Below are 17666 nucleotides of genomic sequence, written 5' to 3'. Positions count from 1 at the left end.
TCCTTACCGGCCGCGCCCCGGGGGCCGGCCTCCCGGCCGTCGTCATTAGGATTCCCTCCCCGGCGCCGCCGGAAGATCGTCGCTCGGCTCCCCAGACCCGAGATCGGCTGTCTCGCCGGGTTCCACCAACGCGGCGGACGAAGACGGCGTCTCCACCGACTCGACAGAAAGATCATCATACGCCTCGGCCGAGAACTCGACCTCGACAGTAGCCCGGGCCACCTGTGCGAAGGTCACCCGCGCAAGCCGCCGGCGCGGGGGGCGTCCGGGCCGCGCGGGATCCGTCGCCACCGCCAGGTCCGCCCCCGATTCGTCGGCGGAGAGGACACGCCCGGCGAGAACGATGCCGTCTCGATCACATACCGTGACAAGCCTGCCGATCGCGCGGCGCCAGTGCCGAGGCTCGGTCAGCGGCCGTTCGACGCCCGGTGAGGTGACCTCGAAAACATAAGGCCCGGCGACCAGGCCCTGGCCGTTGGTCTCGGCGGCGTCGAGCAGCTCGGAGGCGAGCCGGCTGGCGTCCGCGACCGCGTCCAGGTCGACTCCGCCGTCGCGGTCCACCACCACCCGCACCACGCTGCGCGATCCGGCCCGTGCCACCGTCACATCCTCGAGATCGAAACCCGCGTCGGCGAAGCCGGCCGCCAGCCGAGCCCGCAGCGCCGTCCGAACGCCGCCGCGCCCGCGGGCCGATCCGGATGGGCTCCGGTCGCGCGCGCGGCCGGCCTCCCCCGCCCCTGCCACTTCGACCGTCCCTTCCCGCATCCGCGATGCCTGATCATCCGCCGGACCCACGACGCCGCTCCCCACGCCGTAGGCCGGCCGCCACATTGTCATCTCCCGGGGGCGATACCCAGGTTCGGCCGGCGCCATCAAGCCGTGCGACCCTCGTCGACCCGACCTGCGGCACCGTCGAACAACGAGGACCGACCGCCGACGGTCCCGCCGGGCTGGGCCGTCACAGGGGCGAACGGCATCCCGGGTGAGATCCATAGCCTACGTCCGCCCCGACCGGAGTCCGTCGCGACCCGGGGGTAACCGGATCAGGCCGCGCGGACCACACGGCGATCCGGACGACAGCAGGGGATGTGCGAAGCTGCGACGGTGGATCCGGCGAACCTCACCCACGCCTCCCGACGACGGGTCCTCGCCGGGCTGACCGGCCTCACCCTCACCGGATTTGCCGGATTTACCGGATTCGAGGCCGCCGGGTGCAGCACCACGGTCGCGACGAACCGGACCGGTCCCGCAGTGGGCCTGGGCGGCGACGACCGCCGGGCGGCGAGGGCCGCCGCCGTCCGGGCGACCGCGCTGGCCGCGGCATACCGGACGGCGGCCGAGCGCCACCCGTCCCTGCGTCCCCTGTTCGACACGCTGCGGGCCCATCACGAAGTCCAGCTCCGGACCTTGGCCGAACAGTTCCCGGGCTCCGCACCGACCACGCCGGCCCAGGCAGCCATACCGACCCAGGCGGCCATGCCGACCCGGACGATCGGGCGCGACGGCGCCGGGACGGCGGGAACGGCGCAGCTCGTCGACGAGTCACCCACGGCCCGCGCCGCCACCATCGCCTCCCTGACCGGGATGGAGGGTGCGGCGACGAACGCGGCCCGCACCGACTGCCTGCGCGCGGGCGGTCCGCTCGCGTCCCTGCTGGCGAGCATGTGCGCCGCCGGGACCGCACATGCGGAGCTGCTGGCCCTCTCTGCGAGCCGGGTGTCCGGATGACCGCCGGCACACCACCGGGCGATCCGGCGTCGGCGACCCCCACGGAATCGACCGCCGCAACCGACCACCCGGATCCCGCGGGTGTCGCGGCGCTGGTCACGATGCTCACGGCCACGTATGCCGCCGTCTACGCCGCCGCGGCGGCGGGAGGTGCCCTCGCGCCGCTCGGCCCGGCCGCGGCGCAGGCGCGCGAGCTCGCACGACTGAGCTATCTGGCGCACCAGGCGCTGCGCGACGACCTCATCACCGCGATCCGGGCCCGCGGCGGGGAGGCGCCACCGGCACTGCCCGCCTATCGACTCCCCGTCGCACCGGAGGGAATCGGGGCGGCACTGGCCCTCCTGGCCAGGATCGAGGACGCCTGCGCCATGGCGGCCCACGACGCCGTCACCGTGCTCGTCGGGGACGTCCGTGCGCTGGCCCTGGACGCGCTGACCGGCACCGCCGTACGCGCGCAGCGGGCCCGCATCGCGGCCGGCATGCCGCTGGCGGCCGCGAGCCGCGCGCTACCGGGGACGTGACCTGGTGTCCAGGGAGGCCGGGCCCGCTCCAGGAAGCGGGCCGCTCCCGTCAGCGGGTGACCCACGCGTCGGGGTCGCCGCCGAGGGTGGTCACGATGTCCGGAAGCTGACCACTCGCCACGTCAGCGAGGGTCACGGCCTCCAGCACCCGCCGCAGGTTCACCCGAACCGCGATCCACACATCCTGCAGGTTCTTGGCCGCGCCGTCGTAGTTCGTGTCCTCGGGACGCCGGCCTCGCACGCTGGCGAGCGGACCGTCGGTCGCCCGGATCACCGTGGCGATGGTGATCCGGTCGGGAGGAAGGCTCAGCTGGTATCCCCCGTCCGCGCCCCGGCGGCTCTGGACCAGCCCCGCCCGGCGTAGATCGGTGAGGATGTTCTCGAGGAAGCGCAGCGGCAGATCCTGCGCCGCGGCAAGCGCCTCGCCCTTGACGAGCCGACCGTTGCTCGCGGCCAACGTCAGGAGTGCGCGCAATGCGTAGTCGGCGCGAGCGGAGATCTGCATGCATCCATTCTGCCGCCGGTCCTCGCCGAATGGGTGGGCCGGGTCGGCAGCGGGCGAGGCGCGGCCCCGCGCCAACGGGCGCTGTTCCCGCCGCCGGCTCGGTCGAACGAGCCTGCCGGCCAACGAACCTGCCGGCCGGGGAATCGGGGACTTCCTCAGCCAGCCCTCTCGGGATGGGGGGCGTCCGTGCCGCCGTCGGCGGAGGAGGTGGCCGTGGTGGCGGCTCCGACCGCCGCCACTTCCTTTGTACCAGCCGCGGCGGACCCGCCGGCGCTGCCGCCCCGGCGACGCCGAGCCGCCCGGACCGCCGTCGTATCCTCCGCAACCAGCCCACGGCGCTGCCGCATCCGCTGGTCCACCGCGTTGAATCCGGCATCGATGAGCACCCCGACCACGAAGATCGTGATCATCGAGGCCAGTACCCCGACCGTGTCGAGCAGTTCGCGGGCATTCTGCAGGTCGGCCCCGACGGACGGATGCCCCGGAACGATGACCAGCAACTCGCCGGCCATCAGGCTGCGCCAGGCGAACGCCCAGCCCTGCTTCAGGCCCGCGAGCACCGAGGGCAGGGCCGCCGGTACCACGATGTACCGGTAGAGGGACAGACCACGCGCGCCCATGCTGCGGCCGACCTGGACCAGTAGAGGCGGCACGTAGTCCACGCCGTAGATGACGCCGTTGGCCACCGACGGCGCCGCCCCGAGCACCACCACGAACATGATCGCGGACTCGCTGAGCTTGAACAGCAGGACGGCGAGCGGGAACCAGACGATCGAGGGCATCGTCTGCACCGCGGTGATGAACGATCCCACCGCGGTACGCAGGACCCCGAAGCGGGACACCGCGATCCCGACCACGGTGCCGATGAGCACGGCGAGGGCGTATCCCTCCAGGGCCCGGACCAGGGTGCGGGCCAGAGCGTCCCAGAAGTGTCCGCTGCCCAGCTGGTCGACGAACTCGCCCAGCGCCTCGCCCGGCCCGGGCAGCACATAGCTGGGCTTCCAGCCGCTCCAGACGACGATCTGCCAGAACAGCAGGAACAGGAGCAGAGCGCCGAGCTTCGGCCAGGTGGCCGCCCAGGCGCGGGCCGCGAACGGCCGCCGTTGCGCGGTCGGGATGTCCAGCGCGTCGAGGCCGGCGAGGGCCACGTCGACGTCGAGGGGCTCGCCGGCCTCGACGCGCCCGGCACTCTTACGGCTGGGGACGCTGACGTCAGTGGCCATGGCGGCCAACCTCCTCGCGTAGCCGCGCGGTCACCTCGGTGGCGAGCTCCGAAACGTGGGTGGAGTCGAGCCGGCGGGGGCGGTCGATATCGACGTCGAAGATCTCCACGACCCGGCCGGGCCGGGAGGACAGCAGCACGATGCGGTCACCGAGCCGGACCGCCTCGCGCACATCGTGGGTGACGAAGATGACGGTGACCCCCGTCTCCCGCCAGATCCGTTCGAGTTCGTCGTGGAGCAGATCGCGGGTCATCGCGTCGAGCGCACCGAACGGCTCGTCCATGCACAGGATGTCGGCCTCCTGCGCGAAGGCCCGGGCCAGGCTCACCCGCTGGCGCATGCCGCCGGACAGCTCATGGGGGCGCTTCGCGGACAGGCCGGCCAGCCGGACCATCGCGAGCAGGCTCTCGACCCGGTCCCGCCGCTCGGCCTTGCCGATCCCCCGCAGCCGCAGCGGCACCTCCACGTTGCCGCCCGCCGTCAGCCAGGGCAGCAACGCCGAATCCTGGAACATCATCCCGACCCGCCGGCCGGTGGTGTCAACGACGCCCACGGAGGGCTGGTCGAGACCGGCGATCAGGGCGAGCAGGGTCGATTTCCCACAGCCGGACGCACCGAGGAGACAGACGAACTCGCCCGCCCGGACATCCAGGGAGACGTTGTCGAGCGCCTTGACGCTGGCGGGCCCGGATCCGAAGACCCGGCTGACGCGGTGGATGCGCAGCGCGGTGTCGGTGAGTACAGCGGTGTCGGTGAGTACAGCGGTCATGGTTCATTCCCCCGTCGCGGTGTATGCGGCCGGTGTGCATGGACGGACGGACGGATGGACCAAGCCGGGGCATCGATGATCGACACCCCGGTCCGGTCGTCGCCCTGTGGTCTCGGACCGAGGTTCAGCCGGCCCGGCTACCGGGGGTGCCGCGGGTCAGGAGTCGGAGACCGTCGGTGTGCCCTGCTTGGCGAGGATCTCGTTGAGGACCGTCAGATCGAACAGACCGTCGAGCTTCGGGTTCTCGATGAGGCCGAGCTCCTCCTGGTGCTTCGCTGAGGTGAACAGGGACGCCGCGATCGGGTCCGGAGTGAAGGTCAGCCCCTTCCAGGCCGAGGTGAGGATCTTGTCGGACAGCGGCTTGCCGCTCAGCTTGCCCAGTGCCGTGTTGGTGACCTTCGCGCCGGCGTCACGGTCGGCGTTGAGCGCGTTGATCGATTCCACGTTCGCCGTGATGAGCCGGCGGACGATCTCCGGGTTCTTCTTCAGGTAGTCCGTGCTCACCAGAAGCACCGTCGTGACGAACTGGCCCTTGGTCTCCGGCCACTCGTCGGCCTCGTTGACGAGCACCTTGCCCCCCGCGGCGACGAGCCGGGAGGCTATCGGCTCGGGCACCCAGGACCCGTCGATGGCCTTGCTGGCGAAGGCGTCCACCGTCACGGTGTTGTCCTGGGGCTTGATGGAGACATCACCCCCGCCCTGGGGGTCGGTCTTCAGCCCGTTCTCCTTGAGGAAGTACCGCAACGCCACGTCCTGGGTGTTGCCCAGGCTCGGGGTGGCGAGCGTGGTGCCCTTGAGCTGCGCGACGGAGGTGATCTCAGGCTTGACCACCAGCGACGCACCACCCGAGGTGGCGCCGGAGACGATCCGAACCGCCTCCCCGTGCGACTTGATGAAGCTGTTGACCGCCGGGTTGGGACCGATATAGCCGGCATCGATGGCGCCGGACAGAATCGCCTCCGCCTCCTGCACGCCGGAGTTGAAGGTCGACGTCTTGAGCGTGACTCCAGAACCGAGGTCCTTGGCGAAGATCCCCTTCTCGACGCCGTAGAGAGCTGGCGCGTGGGTGAGGTTCGGGAAGTACCCGAGCCGCAGGGTGCCGGTGACCTGGCCGTCCGAGGCGACCGTCTGGGAGTCCCCGTCGTCACTCGAGCAGCCCACCACCGCCAGTACGAGCGCCCCCGCGGCGATGAGTGGCGTCGCTGCACGCCACAGTCTGCTCGGTCTCATAGATACCCCCTCACGCAGGCTGACGCCCGCGCCATGCATGTCGATCGAAGTCATCGGGATGGTAAGCATGCCAGATGGTGCCCATCCTGGCCATGTGACTTCATCGCGATGACATCGTTCTGCAATATCTTTGACCGGCCAGATGCACATAGCCGACAAAACGGACATTGCTGGGGATCAAAGAGGCCCCGGACACCATCGGAGCGGGTCCGGGATGGTCTCAGACCGGGATCGATCTCAGGACAAGATCAACATCAGAACAGGATCGACGCGAAGGTCCCGACCCGCTGGAAGCCCACCCGGTCGTAGACCCGGCGGGCGGCATGGTTGAAGTCGTTGACGTACAGGCTGACCAGTGGGGCGAAGGCGGCCCGCGCCAGCGCGACCACACTCGCGGTTCCCGCGGCGCCAAGGCCGCGCCCACGCAGCGCCGGGTCGACCCAGACGCCCTGGATCTGGCAGACGTCGCCCGCGACGGCGCCGATCTCGGCCTTGAACAGCACCCGGCCGTCGGCGATGTGGGCGAAGGAACGCCGCTGACCGACGAACTCGGCGACGCGGGCGCGGTAGAGGGCACCGCCGTCAGCGAGCACCGGGGACACCCCGATCTCCTCGGTGAACATGGCGATGCAGGCCGGCAGGATGACGTCCAGCTCGTCCGGGCGCACCGGGCGCACCGCCGGATCTGGGGCGACCCGCGGCGGGCGGTCGATCACGAGCAGGAGCTGGTCGGCCCGTACCTCCCGGGCCCGCCCCCAGGTCGGCTCCAGATGCTTCCACATCGCCGTCACGGAGGAGGAGACGCCGACGATGGACGAGCAGCGCCGTCCCTGCAGGCGAGCCCGCTCGGCGAACAGTCTCGCCGAGGTGGGGCCTGCCGCCACGGGCCAGAGGTTGGCGCCGGAATAACACAGAGCGACCAGGCAGCCATCCACGGTGTGCCCCCACATCTCGGCGCCGAGACGCCACGGGTCGAGCCCGGCCGCCTCGACCCGAGATGCGACGAACACATCGGCGACCGGGTTGCGGGCCAAGAGCTCGCGGACGGCCGGAAGATCCCTGTCGTCAAGCAGACGGGTCGGCGCGGACCGCAGAGGTAGGCCCATCCGGTCGAACGTTAACCCACGGAAACCGAGGGTTCGCCGGACGGGGTGCCGTCCGGCGCCATCGCCTCGGCCAGCCGCATGGCTTCCTCAATGAGGGTTTCCACTATCTGTGCCTCCGGAACGGTCTTCACGACCTCACCTCGGACGAAGATCTGACCCTTGCCGTTCCCGGAGGCGACGCCGAGATCGGCCTCCCTGGCCTCGCCCGGCCCGTTCACGACGCAGCCCATGACGGCGACGCGCAACGGGACCTCCATGCCCTCGAGACCGGCGCTGACCTGATTGGCAAGGGTGTAGACGTCAACCTGAGCCCGACCGCAGGAGGGGCAGGATACGATCTCGAGCTTACGCTGCCGAAGTCCTAGGGACTCCAGGATCGCGGTGCCGACCTTCACCTCCTCGACCGGCGGTGCCGACAGCGACACTCTGATCGTGTCACCGATTCCCTCGGCGAGCAGGGCCCCGAAGGCGACCGCGGACTTGACCGTGCCCTGGAAGGACGGCCCGGCCTCGGTGACACCGAGGTGCAGCGGGTAGTCGCAGGCCTGGGCGAGCAGCCGGTACGCCTGGATCATGACGACCGGGTCGTGGTGCTTCACCGAGATCTTGATGTCACGGAAGTCGTGCTCCTCGAACAGCGAGCATTCCCACAGGGCCGACTCCGTCAGCGCCTCCGGCGTGGCCTTGCCGTACTTCGCCAACAGCCGCTTGTCGAGCGAACCCGCGTTGACCCCGATCCGGATCGGAACGCCGGCGGCCTTCGCCGCGCGAGCAATCTCCCCGATCTTGTCGTCAAAAGCCTTGATGTTGCCGGGGTTGACCCGGACCGCGGCGCAGCCCGCGTCGATCGCGGCGAAGACGTACTTGGGCTGGAAATGGATATCGGCAATCACCGGGATCGGGGATTTGCGGGCGATCGCGGCGAGGGCGTCAGCGTCGTCCTGGCTTGGCACCGCGACCCGGACGATTTGGCATCCCGACGCTGTCAGCTGTGCGATCTGCTGCAGCGTGGCGTTGACGTCTGACGTCAACGTGGTGCACATCGACTGAACGGAGACCGGAGCGTCACCCCCGACCGGGACGTTGCCCACGTGGATCTGCCGGCTGTGCCGCCGCGTGCCGAGCGGACGGGCCGGAGCGGTTGGCATGCCCAGAGTTACGGTCACGTTGTCCTCACTGGCGAATCGGAGACGAAGATCGACGTGCGACTGACTCGGCCTGTCGGCTGCAGGAGGCAGGAGGCAGGAGGCACACCGTCGCGCATGTTCATACGGAATTACTGATTCAGGCGAATGGGATTGACAATGTCGGCGGACAGGACAAGCAGACTGAACCCGAGCAGTACGACGACCGTGGCGTACGTGGCTGGTAACAGTTTGGCGAAATCCACCTTCTGTACCGGACCGCGATAACCCCGGAGCCTGCGTAGGCCATGCCGGGCCTGCTCGAAGCCCAGCACGGCAATATGACCGCCGTCCAACGGGAGTAGGGGCAACAGGTTAAAAATTCCGACCGCGAGATTGATCGCGGCGACCAGAATGAGAAGATTCCGCACCCGGTCCACGGCCGAACTGCCCTCGGCCGAGACCACATCACCACCGATACGCGCCGCTCCCACCACGCTGATGAAACCCTGGGGGTCGCGGTCGTCGCTGAAGATATTAGCGATATCACCGATCCGGCCGGTCAGCGTCTCGTACATACCGGTGAACCCGGACCCGATGACATCGAAGGTGCGGGGCACGGCTTCGATCGGGTTGTAGTGCACTGTCTCGGTTCCCGGTCTGACGCCCAAGGCGCCGACCCGGTCGTCGCCCACCTGCCCGGTCTCCCGATCGCGCCTGACCTCCACCAGGTTCGGCGTGAGGGTGAGGGTGCGGCCGTCCCGTTCGACGACCATCACCGCAGGCCCCGCTCCGTGCGCACGCACCTGCCGGGTGAACTGCGCCCAAGTCGTGACCGGAACTCCGCCGAAGCTGACGATCCGGTCGCCCGGCCGCAGACCGGCCGCCGCGGCCGGCCCCGGTCCGGAACAGGTCGCGGTCGTGGCGACGCAGCTCGTCGCGCCGACCCTCGACTCGCTGATCGTGGTCGTGCCCAGGACGACAAGCACTCCGTAGACCAACACGATGGCGATGACGAAATGCACGAAAGAACCAGCCGACATGACCACGAGCCGGGCTCGCGCCCGCGCATTGTGGAAGGCGCGGGGTTCATCGGCCAGATCGATCTCCTCGAGCGGAGTCATCCCCTCGATCTTGACGAAACCGCCGGCCGGAATGGCCTTGATGCCGTACTCGGTCTCCCCCCGTCGCCAGGACCAGATAGTCGGCCCGAAACCGACGAAGAACTTGGAGGCCTTCATACCGTAGTGCCGGGCCGTCACGAAATGCCCGGCCTCGTGCGCGACGACCGACACCAGCAGGGCCAGTGCGAACGCCACAATGCCGAGAAGCTCCATCAGACCGCCCTCTCGGCGCCGGGGGGGCGACTCACACCATGTCCCGTTCGGTCTCGCGCCGGATCAGCCGCCCGGCCGCCGCCCGCGCGGCCCGTTCGGTGGCGAACACCTCCTCCACGCTGGGATGATCGATCACTTCGTGCTCGGCGATGACCTCGGCCACCAGGTCGACAATACGGATGAAGGGCAGCCGCCCGGCGAGGAAGGCGGCCACCGCCTCCTCGTTCGCGGCGTTGAAGACCGCGGGGGCGGTGCCGCCGCGCCGCCCGGCCGTGCGGGCGAGCTCCACCGCCGGGAACGCCACCTCGTCCAGCGGTTCGAAGGTGAGCGCCTGCGCCCGCGACCAGTCCATCGGCGGCTGCGCCTGCGCCACCCGGTCCGGCCAGCCGAGCGCCAGCGCGATGGGCAGCCGCATGTCCGGCGGGGAGACCTGAGCGATCGTCGAGCCGTCGGTGAACTCGACCATCGAGTGCACCAACGACTGGGGGTGCACGACGACCTCGATGTCGTCGTAGGGAACCCCGAAGAACAGGTGCGCCTCGATCAGCTCGAGCCCCTTGTTCATCAGGGTCGCCGAGTTGATCGTCACCAGGGGTCCCATATCCCAGGTGGGATGGGCCAACGCCTGCTCCGGGGTAACGGCGGCAAGCTCGTCGCGGCGGCGCCCGCGGAAGGGACCTCCGCTGGCGGTCAGCACCAGCTTGCGTACCTCGTCCCGTCGCCCGCCCCGCAGGCACTGCGCCAGTGCGGAGTGCTCGGAATCCACCGGCACCAGGCGGTCGGGGTCGCCACCGAGCGCGTCGAGCACCAACGGCCCCCCGGCGACCAGCGATTCCTTGTTCGCCAACGCCACCGTCCGGCCGGCGGCCAGCGCCGCGAGCGTCGGGGCCAACCCGACCGAGCCGGTGATGCCGTTGAGGACGATGTCGCACGGCCACGCCGCGATCTCGCTCGCGGCGTCGGGACCGGCGAGAATCTTTGGCACGGGGAACTCACCCCGACGGTAGCCCCGCCGCGACGCCTCGGCGAAGAAGGCCAACTGGAGGTCCTGAGCGGCCGAGGCCGCCGCCACTCCCACGGCCTGGACGCCGAGGTCCAGTGCCTGAGCGGCGAGCAGGTCCACCCGGGACCCGCCGCCCATCAACGCCACCACCCGGAACCGCTGCGGGTTGCGGCGTACGACATCTATCGCCTGGGTTCCGATCGAACCGGTGGACCCGAGCAGGACAACCTCACGCAGGATCGAAGCCTCCACCACGTCACCCATTCTCTCAGGCCCACCGACCGCTCGGCACCGCCCTGTTTGGTTCATGACAGGTGCCACCCGAAGATGCGCAATGGGTCCGGTGACAACTACGTTTCGTCAGGTCTGGTGGGCAGGACTTTGCGGTCGCCGCCCACCCCGATCGGCCACCCCGATCCGGGTGGCACGTCGGCCCGGTCGGTCACGTCGACGACGGCTCCGACGTCTGCTCATCCCCGGCCGGGCGAGAAAGAAGGTGTGGCGCCGGTTGCCGGCTGCCCGGACGGTTCGGCACCGGGGATGGCATCCGGGGAGGCGGACGACGCCGACGTGGTGGCGGGTCCGGAGGATGCGGCGGGTCCAGAGGATCCAGCCGCCGGTGCCGCGGGAGTCGGACTGGTGGCGACGCCCGGGCTGGCGGGACCGGCGGAGACGGCAGGGCCGGGCAGGCCACTCGTCGCGGACGTAGGCGTGTAACCGAAATAGGTCAACGCCACGATGGTGGCACTCAGGCTGACGGAGGTCGGACCCAGCGCCGGACGTGCCTGCGCCCCCGGCCAGGTGTGCCCCGCGCCCTGCATGGCCAACAGCCCGACGTCATGGCCGGCTGGGCAGCCGCTCCACACGGTGCGCTGCCAGGCAGCCGTGTCCCGGGAGGTCTGGCGGGCTCCGCTGCAGCCCAGAGCGGAGGCGTACCGGGCGAGCCGGTCCTCCACGGGCTGGGCGACGACTCCGGTGAAGGGGGCCGGCCGCGAAGCGCCTCCGCCGGTATACGGCGCGATCTGGTCCGAGGTCCCATGGATCTCCAGGACGTTGGTGGCGGGCTTGGCGCAGGAGCCGGGCAGCACGCTCGACCCGACGGTCACCGCCGCCGCAAGACGGCCCGGCAGCGCGCAGGCCAGCGTGAGCACCATGTTCGCGCCGTCCGCGTAGCCCACGGCGAAGACGCGTCCCGCCTCCAGGCACATCTGACCGACGAGGTCGTTGAGCAGCGCGCCGACGAAGAGCACGTCGTCGGGTCCCACCGCCTTCGATCTGGTGAAGTTCCACCGCCCCTGCATCCCGATCGGGGCGGCGACCACGAAGCCCGCCTTCGTCCCCTGATCGGCGAGCCGCGTGTACGCTTCCAGATCTTCCGGCGCCTGGTTCAGATCATGGAAATTGAAGATCAGCGGTAGTGGCCTGACCCGAGGACCCGCGGCCGGTACGGCGAGGACGTAGCCGCGCTCGGCTCCTCCCACCCGCAGCGTGCGGGTACCGATCCCGGACGGCAGGGTCTTCCCGGTGACGCAGCCGCTCTCGGGGGGTGGTGGGACCGTGGGCAACGGTATGGCCGACGCCACGGCGGCACCGGCGGCACGGCCGCCGGACGCCCCGAGAGCGGCCTGGGTCGCCGAGGTCTTCGCCGGCCCCGGCTCCTGGGACATCGCGTACCACAGGAGCAGCAGCAACACCCCGGCAGCGGCCGTGATCGGCAGCCATACGGTGTTCGTCGCCCGGATATCCGGGCGGGAGGCCCCCCGGCGTCGGCTCGTCGGACTACCGAAGGACACGGTCACCGTCAGACGTCGCGCTCCCCGCGCCACCGAACTCGGCGGGACGGTCGGATCCGACCTGCTCCGGCTGGTCCGTCCGCTCCGGCTTCCCGGCCGGCTCGGCCGCAAGCTGTCCGCAGGCTGCCGCGATCTCCCGGCCCCGGGTGTCGCGCACCGTCGTCACGATGCCGCGGTCACGGAGCCGGCGGACGAACGCGCGCTGGCCGGCCGGGACGCTGGCGCGCCATGAGGATCCACCGGTTGGATTCAACGGAATGAGGTTCACATGCGCGAGCCGGCCTACGAGCAGGTCCGCGAGGGCGTCGGCGCGTTCCACGTCATCGTTGACCCCATCGATCAGCGCGTACTCGACGCTTACCCGTCTGCCGGTCACCTCGGCGTACTCCCAGGCGGCCGCGAGCACCTCGGCCACCGGCCAACGGGTGTTGATGGGGACGAGTTCGTTCCGCAGAACGTCGTCCGGGGCGTGCAGGGACACCGCCAGAGTCACCGGCAGGCCCTCTCCGGCGAGGCGACGGATCGCCGGAACGAGGCCGACAGTGCTGACCGTCAGGCCGCGCGCCGACAGGCCCCGCCCGTCGGGAGGGTGAGCGGTGAGGCGGCGTAGCGCGACAATCACCGCGGCGTAGTTCGCCAGCGGCTCGCCCATCCCCATGAAGACCACGTTCGACAACCTGGTCGCGCCGCCCGCGAGCTCACGGCGCTGAAGAACCCGGGCGGCGTGCACGACCTGTTCGACGATCTCCGCGGTCGACAGGTTGCGGGTCAGCCCGCCCTGACCGGTGGCGCAGAACGGGCAGCCCATGCCGCAGCCCGCCTGGCTCGACACACAGACCGTCGCGCGACCCGGATATCTCATGATCACAGACTCGAGAGATGCGCCGTCCACGGCCCGCCACGCCGTCTTGCGGGTCAGACCGTCGTCGCAGCTCAGCGTCCGCACCGGGACGAGCAGCCTCGGCAGCAGGGCGTCGAGGAGCGGCTGGCGGTCCCGCTCCGGCAGGTCGGTCATCGCCTCGGGCTCATCGGCGGCGATCAACCGGGCATAATAGTGCCGGGCCACCTGATCGGCGCGGAAGGCCGGCTGCCCCAGCGACACCGCGACGTCACGTCGTTCCTGACGGGTCAGGTCGGCGAGGTGGCGCGGCACTCGGCCCGCTCGCCGGGTGAGCGTCAGCCGCACGGGCCAGCCCGCCTCGGCAGGTGAGGGCTGGTCCGGACGTCCGGATTCGGCGGTCGTGGCAGTCATCGCGGATCCAGTCTGCCAGGTGACCGCGACCGAGACGAATGCACGGATCTGTCCGAAGGGACCCACGAGAGGCGAGACCGGTCGGCTGAACCCGGTTCCGATCAGTTCAGGAAGGAAGTGATCAGAAGCCAGGCGACCGGGGCGGTGCACAACAACGAGTCCAAGCGGTCCATCAGGCCACCATGGCCGGGCAGCAGACTGCTCATGTCCTTGATGCCGATGTCGCGCTTGAGCAGGGACTCACCCAGGTCGCCGATCGTCGCGGTACACGCGACCGCCAGCCCGAGCAGAACGCCCTGCCAGGCCTCGGCCCCCAGCGGCCAGGCCAGCACGATCCCGGCGACGATCACACAGGTCACCGCCGAACCGACGAATCCCTCCCACGACTTCCCCGGGGAGACGGTAGGGGCCATCTTGTGCCGACCGCCGGAGAGGACACCGGCCGTGTAACCACCGACGTCGCTGGCCACCACCGTTCCCAGAAAGGCGACGACTCGCCAGCGACCATCGGAGGGTTCGGTGAGCAGCGCGGCGAAGCCAGCCGGAAAGCCGATGTAGCCGGCCACGAAGGCGGCGCCGGCGACGTCGCGGAGCAGACCCGTGGACGGCCCGAAAGCACGGACCAGCGCCGCCACGCCGATGGTGCCGGCGAGAGTCAGCAGCAGGCCGGTGGTCCCATCGACGTACGCGACGACCGGCATGGCCGCCGCCCCGGCAACCAGGGGAACCCGTACCTGCGTCAGTCGGATCGCGCGGACCACCTCGTGGGTGCCCAGGGCCATCGCAACACTGATCACCCCGACAAAGATCACCCGCAGGGTGAACAGCGGAACGAGGATGACGGCACCGAGAAAGATGCCGACACCGATGGCGGCCGGCAGGTTGCGGCCGGCACGTGAGGGCCGGGGCACCATCCCGGCGGGCCGACCGTGATTACCGGGCCCGCGGGGATTACCGGACTCAAGCGGATTACCGGGCCCATGCGAGGATCCCGGCGGCGCGGATGACCCGGACTCAGCCACCGCGCGGCCGTCGACAGTCGTCATGGCCGCCCGGCCGTGGGCAGCGACCGCCGCATCGCGCACGCGTCATGCGCGGATCCGGGGACCGTCCAGACGATTCCGAGACCATGGGAATCGAACATCGGAGCAGGCGGCCGGCATCGAGAACGGACGCAGGAATGATCAAACCGAGAGAAGATCCGATTCCTTGAGCCGAAGAAGTTCATCCACCTGCCCGACGTATCGGTGGGTTGCCTCGTCGAGATCCTTCTCACCCCGCCGGCCCTCGTCCTCGCCGGCATCGCCGTCCCGCACGATCCGATCGATCGTGTCCTTGGCGTGACGTCGGACGTTGCGGATGCTCACCCGGGCTTCCTCGGCCTTAGTCCGAGTTACCTTGACAAGATCGCGACGCCGTTGCTCGGACAGCTCCGGAAAAACACACCGGATGATCGTGCCGTCGTTGCTCGGGTTGACCCCGAGATCGGAATCGCGCACAGCCTTCTCGATCGCCCCCAGAGACGACTTGTCGTAAGGCGTAATGATCACCATACGCGGCTCCGGGATATGGAACGACGCGAGCTGCTGCACCGGTGTCGGAGCGCCGTAGTAATCCACCAGGATCTTGGAGAAGACCGCGGGAGTGATACGCCCCGTGCGGATGTTCGCGAAGTCCTCCTTGGCGACCGAGACCGCCTTCTCCATCTTCTCCTCGGCCTCGAGAAGCGTGTCGTCGATCACCGCATTTCCTTCCGTCTGTTCCTGGTCCGCCGGCGTCCACCGGGCGCCGGTCCTGTTATCATCGCAGTTCGGCCGAGCGCAGCCGAGTTCGTCGTCCCAGAGGCGAAGCCGTCCCGCCCGGTCCCGGATTCGCCTGACCGAGATCGCACAGCCGCCGCATGCAGTGTGCCTTACCACGGCGTCCCCGCTGACCTGGGCCGACACGGCACGCCGACCGGGCCGGGAAGCATCATCTTGTCATCTCGAGGCGTGGCCATCCCGATGCCGGTGGCGTGCCGGACCACCGCACCCACCGAGAAGCCTCGGAGCCGCCGGCCGCCCGATCAGGGAGCCGGCGATCCGACGACGCTCAGGCCTGGCGGATGTTGAACCGGGAGAACCGACCGACCTCGATCTTCTCACCCAGCGACGCGCCGGCCTGGTCAAGCAGAGCTCGGATGGTCACCTTGCCGTCCTTCACCCATGGCTGGTCAAGCAGCACGCTACTCTTCACATACCCGTTGACACGTCCTTCAACAATCTTCGCGATCGCCTGCTCGGGCTTGCCCTCCTCGCGGGCCGCGGCCTCGTAGATCTTTCGCTCCGCCTCGAGGACCTCGTTCGGGATCTGCTCGGCGGTGACATACAGCGGGTCCGCCGCGGCGATGTGCTGCGCGAGATCGCGGGCGAGTTGCTTGAAGTCCTCGGTCTTGGCCACGAAGTCCGTCTCGCAGCGAAGCTCGACGAGCACGCCGAGGGTAGGCGGGAGCTGCGGGCCGGTCCGGTGCAGGTAGGACTCGACCAGGCCGTTGGCGGCGCTGCGTGCCGCACGCTTGGCGACCTGTGCCTTGCCCTTCTCCCGCAGCCAGGACTTGGCCTTCTCGAAGTCCCCGGCGTTGTCGACCAGCGCCTTCTTGACGTCGCTCATCCCAGCGCCGGTGAGCTCCCGGAGCTTCCGGATGTCAGCGACTGAAATCTCTGCCATGGTGCTCTTCTCGTCGGTGTGGGTCTGGATGCTGTCGTAGTTCTACCGGCCCCGGCCCCGCGGTGCCCTTCGGGCGTCGCGGGAGCGCCCACCCGAGCGGCCCGGGGCCCGGGTCCGACCACCGGAACCAGGCCTGACATTCGGGAGCGGTGGTCCCCGACCCGACTCGGGGAACCACCGTCTTCCTCACACGATGTCACCGCTGGTCGATCGCCATCACCGCGGGCGAATGAGACGCGGTAGCGGGTCAGACCGTGGTGCCGACCGCGGCGTCCGGTCGTGTCCCGTCCGCGGGCCCCGCCGTCGCCGGCTCCACCGCACCCGGGGCCTCGACAGGTGCCTCACCACGCAGCAGTGCCTGCTCCCACTCGGCGAGCGGCTCCTTACCCGCAGACTGCTCGGGCTTGGCATCGGCAGAGCTCGAGGCGCCCGCACGGGCCATCAGACCGTCCGCGACCGCATCGGCGACCACCCGGGTGAGCAGCGCAGCGCTGCGGATCGCGTCGTCGTTGCCGGGGATCGGGTAATCGACCTCGTCCGGGTCGCAGTTCGTGTCGAGAATCGCCACGACGGGAATGCCGAGCTTGCGGGCCTCACCGACGGCGATGTGCTCCTTCTTCGTGTCGACGACCCACACCGCGCTCGGCACCCGGCTCATGTCGCGGATACCGCCGAGGGTGCGCTCGAGCTTGACCTTCTCCCGGGTCAGCACGAGCTGTTCCTTCTTCGTGCGCACCTCGGTGCCGCCGGTTACCTCGATCTCCTCGAGCTCCTTGAGCCGCTGAAGACGCTTGTAGACCGTGGAGAAGTTGGTCAGCATGCCACCGAGCCACCGCTCCTTGACGTACGGCATCCCGACTCGGGCCGCATGTTCCTCGATTGCCTCCTGGGCCTGCTTCTTCGTCCCGATGAACAGGACCGTCCCACCGTGCGCCACGGTCTCCTTGACGAAGTCGTAGGCGCGGTCGATGTAGGACAGCGTCTGCTGCAGGTCGATGATGTAAATGCCGTTACGTTCGGTGAAGATGTACCGCTTCATCTTCGGATTCCAGCGCTTGGTCTGGTGCCCGAAGTGCACACCGCTCTCCAGCAGCTGCTTCATGGTGACGACGGCCATCGGACGTCGCTCCTTCCCGCCCGGCCTGGGCCGGGACGCCTCGGTTGTGACGGCGCCATCTGACGACGGCAGCCCCTGACGCCCGATTGGTCGTGGCCGTCGCTGTGCGGCGGACCGAGGAGACCCTTCCGATGATCCGGATCGGATCATCGGAAGTGGGCGTGCGAACTGGGCCCGGTGGACGGGCCCTGCGAGCGATGATACCTGCCGGGTACGAGGATCCATCGGGCGACCACATCGGATCGGATCAAC

The 17666-nt window shown here is 69.7% G+C and carries 17 protein-coding genes; 2 read left to right on the top strand and 15 right to left on the bottom strand.

Translation table 11 applies throughout. The features are described 5' to 3' along the window. Positions 1–45: 45 nt before the first annotated feature. A complete protein-coding gene (gene rimP, locus AC08OJ_RS00365; RefSeq protein ID WP_476594809.1) occupies positions 46–765 on the bottom strand; it encodes a ribosome maturation factor RimP in 720 nt (239 codons plus the stop codon). Positions 766–1086: 321 nt separating this feature from the next. Here rimP and AC08OJ_RS00360 point away from each other — a divergent pair, with 321 nt between their 5' ends. Both AC08OJ_RS00360 and AC08OJ_RS00355 read left to right on the top strand, forming a co-directional pair. Beyond that, positions 1087–1728 (top strand): hypothetical protein, encoded by a 642-nt coding sequence (locus AC08OJ_RS00360; protein ID WP_476594808.1) that lies wholly within the window; start codon positions 1087–1089, stop codon positions 1726–1728. Next, positions 1725–2249 (top strand): DUF4439 domain-containing protein, encoded by a 525-nt coding sequence (locus tag AC08OJ_RS00355; RefSeq protein WP_476592382.1) that lies wholly within the window; start codon positions 1725–1727, stop codon positions 2247–2249. The genes AC08OJ_RS00360 and AC08OJ_RS00355 overlap by 4 nt, the downstream gene beginning before the upstream one ends. Positions 2250–2298: 49 nt before the next feature. On the opposite strand, the gene AC08OJ_RS00350 is transcribed toward AC08OJ_RS00355, so the two are convergent. The 14 genes from AC08OJ_RS00350 to rpsB all read right to left on the bottom strand — a co-directional run bounded on the left by AC08OJ_RS00350 (position 2299) and on the right by rpsB (position 17414). Further along, positions 2299–2754: an RrF2 family transcriptional regulator gene (locus tag AC08OJ_RS00350; RefSeq protein WP_462185778.1), complete on the bottom strand. Its 456-nt coding sequence runs from the start codon at positions 2752–2754 to the stop codon at positions 2299–2301. 155 nt (positions 2755–2909) lie between these two features. Further along, positions 2910–3977 (bottom strand): ABC transporter permease, encoded by a 1068-nt coding sequence (locus AC08OJ_RS00345; RefSeq protein WP_476592383.1) that lies wholly within the window; start codon positions 3975–3977, stop codon positions 2910–2912. Next, positions 3967–4746 carry an ABC transporter ATP-binding protein gene (locus AC08OJ_RS00340; protein WP_476592384.1) on the bottom strand — a complete coding sequence of 260 codons (780 nt, stop codon included), beginning with the start codon at positions 4744–4746 and terminating at the stop codon, positions 3967–3969. The genes AC08OJ_RS00345 and AC08OJ_RS00340 overlap by 11 nt, the downstream gene beginning before the upstream one ends. 156 nt (positions 4747–4902) lie before the next feature. Continuing rightward, positions 4903–5976 carry an ABC transporter substrate-binding protein gene (locus tag AC08OJ_RS00335; RefSeq protein ID WP_476592385.1) on the bottom strand — a complete coding sequence of 358 codons (1074 nt, stop codon included), beginning with the start codon at positions 5974–5976 and terminating at the stop codon, positions 4903–4905. Positions 5977–6230: 254 nt separating this feature from the next. Next, positions 6231–7082, bottom strand: coding sequence for a GNAT family N-acetyltransferase (locus AC08OJ_RS00330; protein WP_476592386.1), 852 nt, complete (start codon positions 7080–7082; stop codon positions 6231–6233). An 11-nt stretch (positions 7083–7093) separates the two neighbouring features. Next, on the bottom strand, positions 7094–8248 hold the full coding sequence (gene ispG / locus AC08OJ_RS00325; RefSeq protein ID WP_476592387.1) for a flavodoxin-dependent (E)-4-hydroxy-3-methylbut-2-enyl-diphosphate synthase: 1155 nt from the start codon (positions 8246–8248) through the stop codon (positions 7094–7096). A gap of 110 nt (positions 8249–8358) precedes the next feature. Continuing rightward, positions 8359–9543 (bottom strand): M50 family metallopeptidase, encoded by a 1185-nt coding sequence (locus AC08OJ_RS00320; protein ID WP_476594807.1) that lies wholly within the window; start codon positions 9541–9543, stop codon positions 8359–8361. Positions 9544–9574: 31 nt separating this feature from the next. Next, positions 9575–10810, bottom strand: coding sequence for a 1-deoxy-D-xylulose-5-phosphate reductoisomerase (gene dxr / locus AC08OJ_RS00315; RefSeq protein ID WP_476592389.1), 1236 nt, complete (start codon positions 10808–10810; stop codon positions 9575–9577). Positions 10811–11016: 206 nt separating this feature from the next. Beyond that, positions 11017–12339 (bottom strand): CE1 family esterase, encoded by a 1323-nt coding sequence (locus AC08OJ_RS00310; RefSeq protein ID WP_476594806.1) that lies wholly within the window; start codon positions 12337–12339, stop codon positions 11017–11019. Continuing rightward, positions 12326–13591 carry a dual-specificity RNA methyltransferase RlmN gene (rlmN, locus tag AC08OJ_RS00305; protein ID WP_476594805.1) on the bottom strand — a complete coding sequence of 422 codons (1266 nt, stop codon included), beginning with the start codon at positions 13589–13591 and terminating at the stop codon, positions 12326–12328. The genes AC08OJ_RS00310 and rlmN overlap by 14 nt, the downstream gene beginning before the upstream one ends. Before the next feature lie 101 nt (positions 13592–13692). Next, positions 13693–14505, bottom strand: a complete 813-nt coding sequence (locus tag AC08OJ_RS00300) for a phosphatidate cytidylyltransferase (protein WP_476592392.1) — start codon at positions 14503–14505, stop codon at positions 13693–13695. A 270-nt stretch (positions 14506–14775) separates the two neighbouring features. After that, positions 14776–15333: a ribosome recycling factor gene (gene frr, locus AC08OJ_RS00295; protein WP_476592393.1), complete on the bottom strand. Its 558-nt coding sequence runs from the start codon at positions 15331–15333 to the stop codon at positions 14776–14778. 349 nt (positions 15334–15682) lie between these two features. Next, complete coding sequence (locus AC08OJ_RS00290; RefSeq protein WP_476592394.1) at positions 15683–16297, bottom strand: translation elongation factor Ts; 615 nt, start codon at positions 16295–16297, stop codon at positions 15683–15685. A 247-nt stretch (positions 16298–16544) separates the two neighbouring features. Then, positions 16545–17414 (bottom strand): 30S ribosomal protein S2, encoded by an 870-nt coding sequence (gene rpsB / locus AC08OJ_RS00285; RefSeq protein WP_476592395.1) that lies wholly within the window; start codon positions 17412–17414, stop codon positions 16545–16547. Between the last annotated feature and the right edge of the window lie 252 nt (positions 17415–17666).

The sequence above is a fragment of the Frankia sp. CgKIO3 genome (assembly GCF_977946435.1).
The sequence above is the reverse complement of the archived record's forward strand: the minus strand, read 5'-3'. Positions and strand labels throughout refer to the sequence as shown.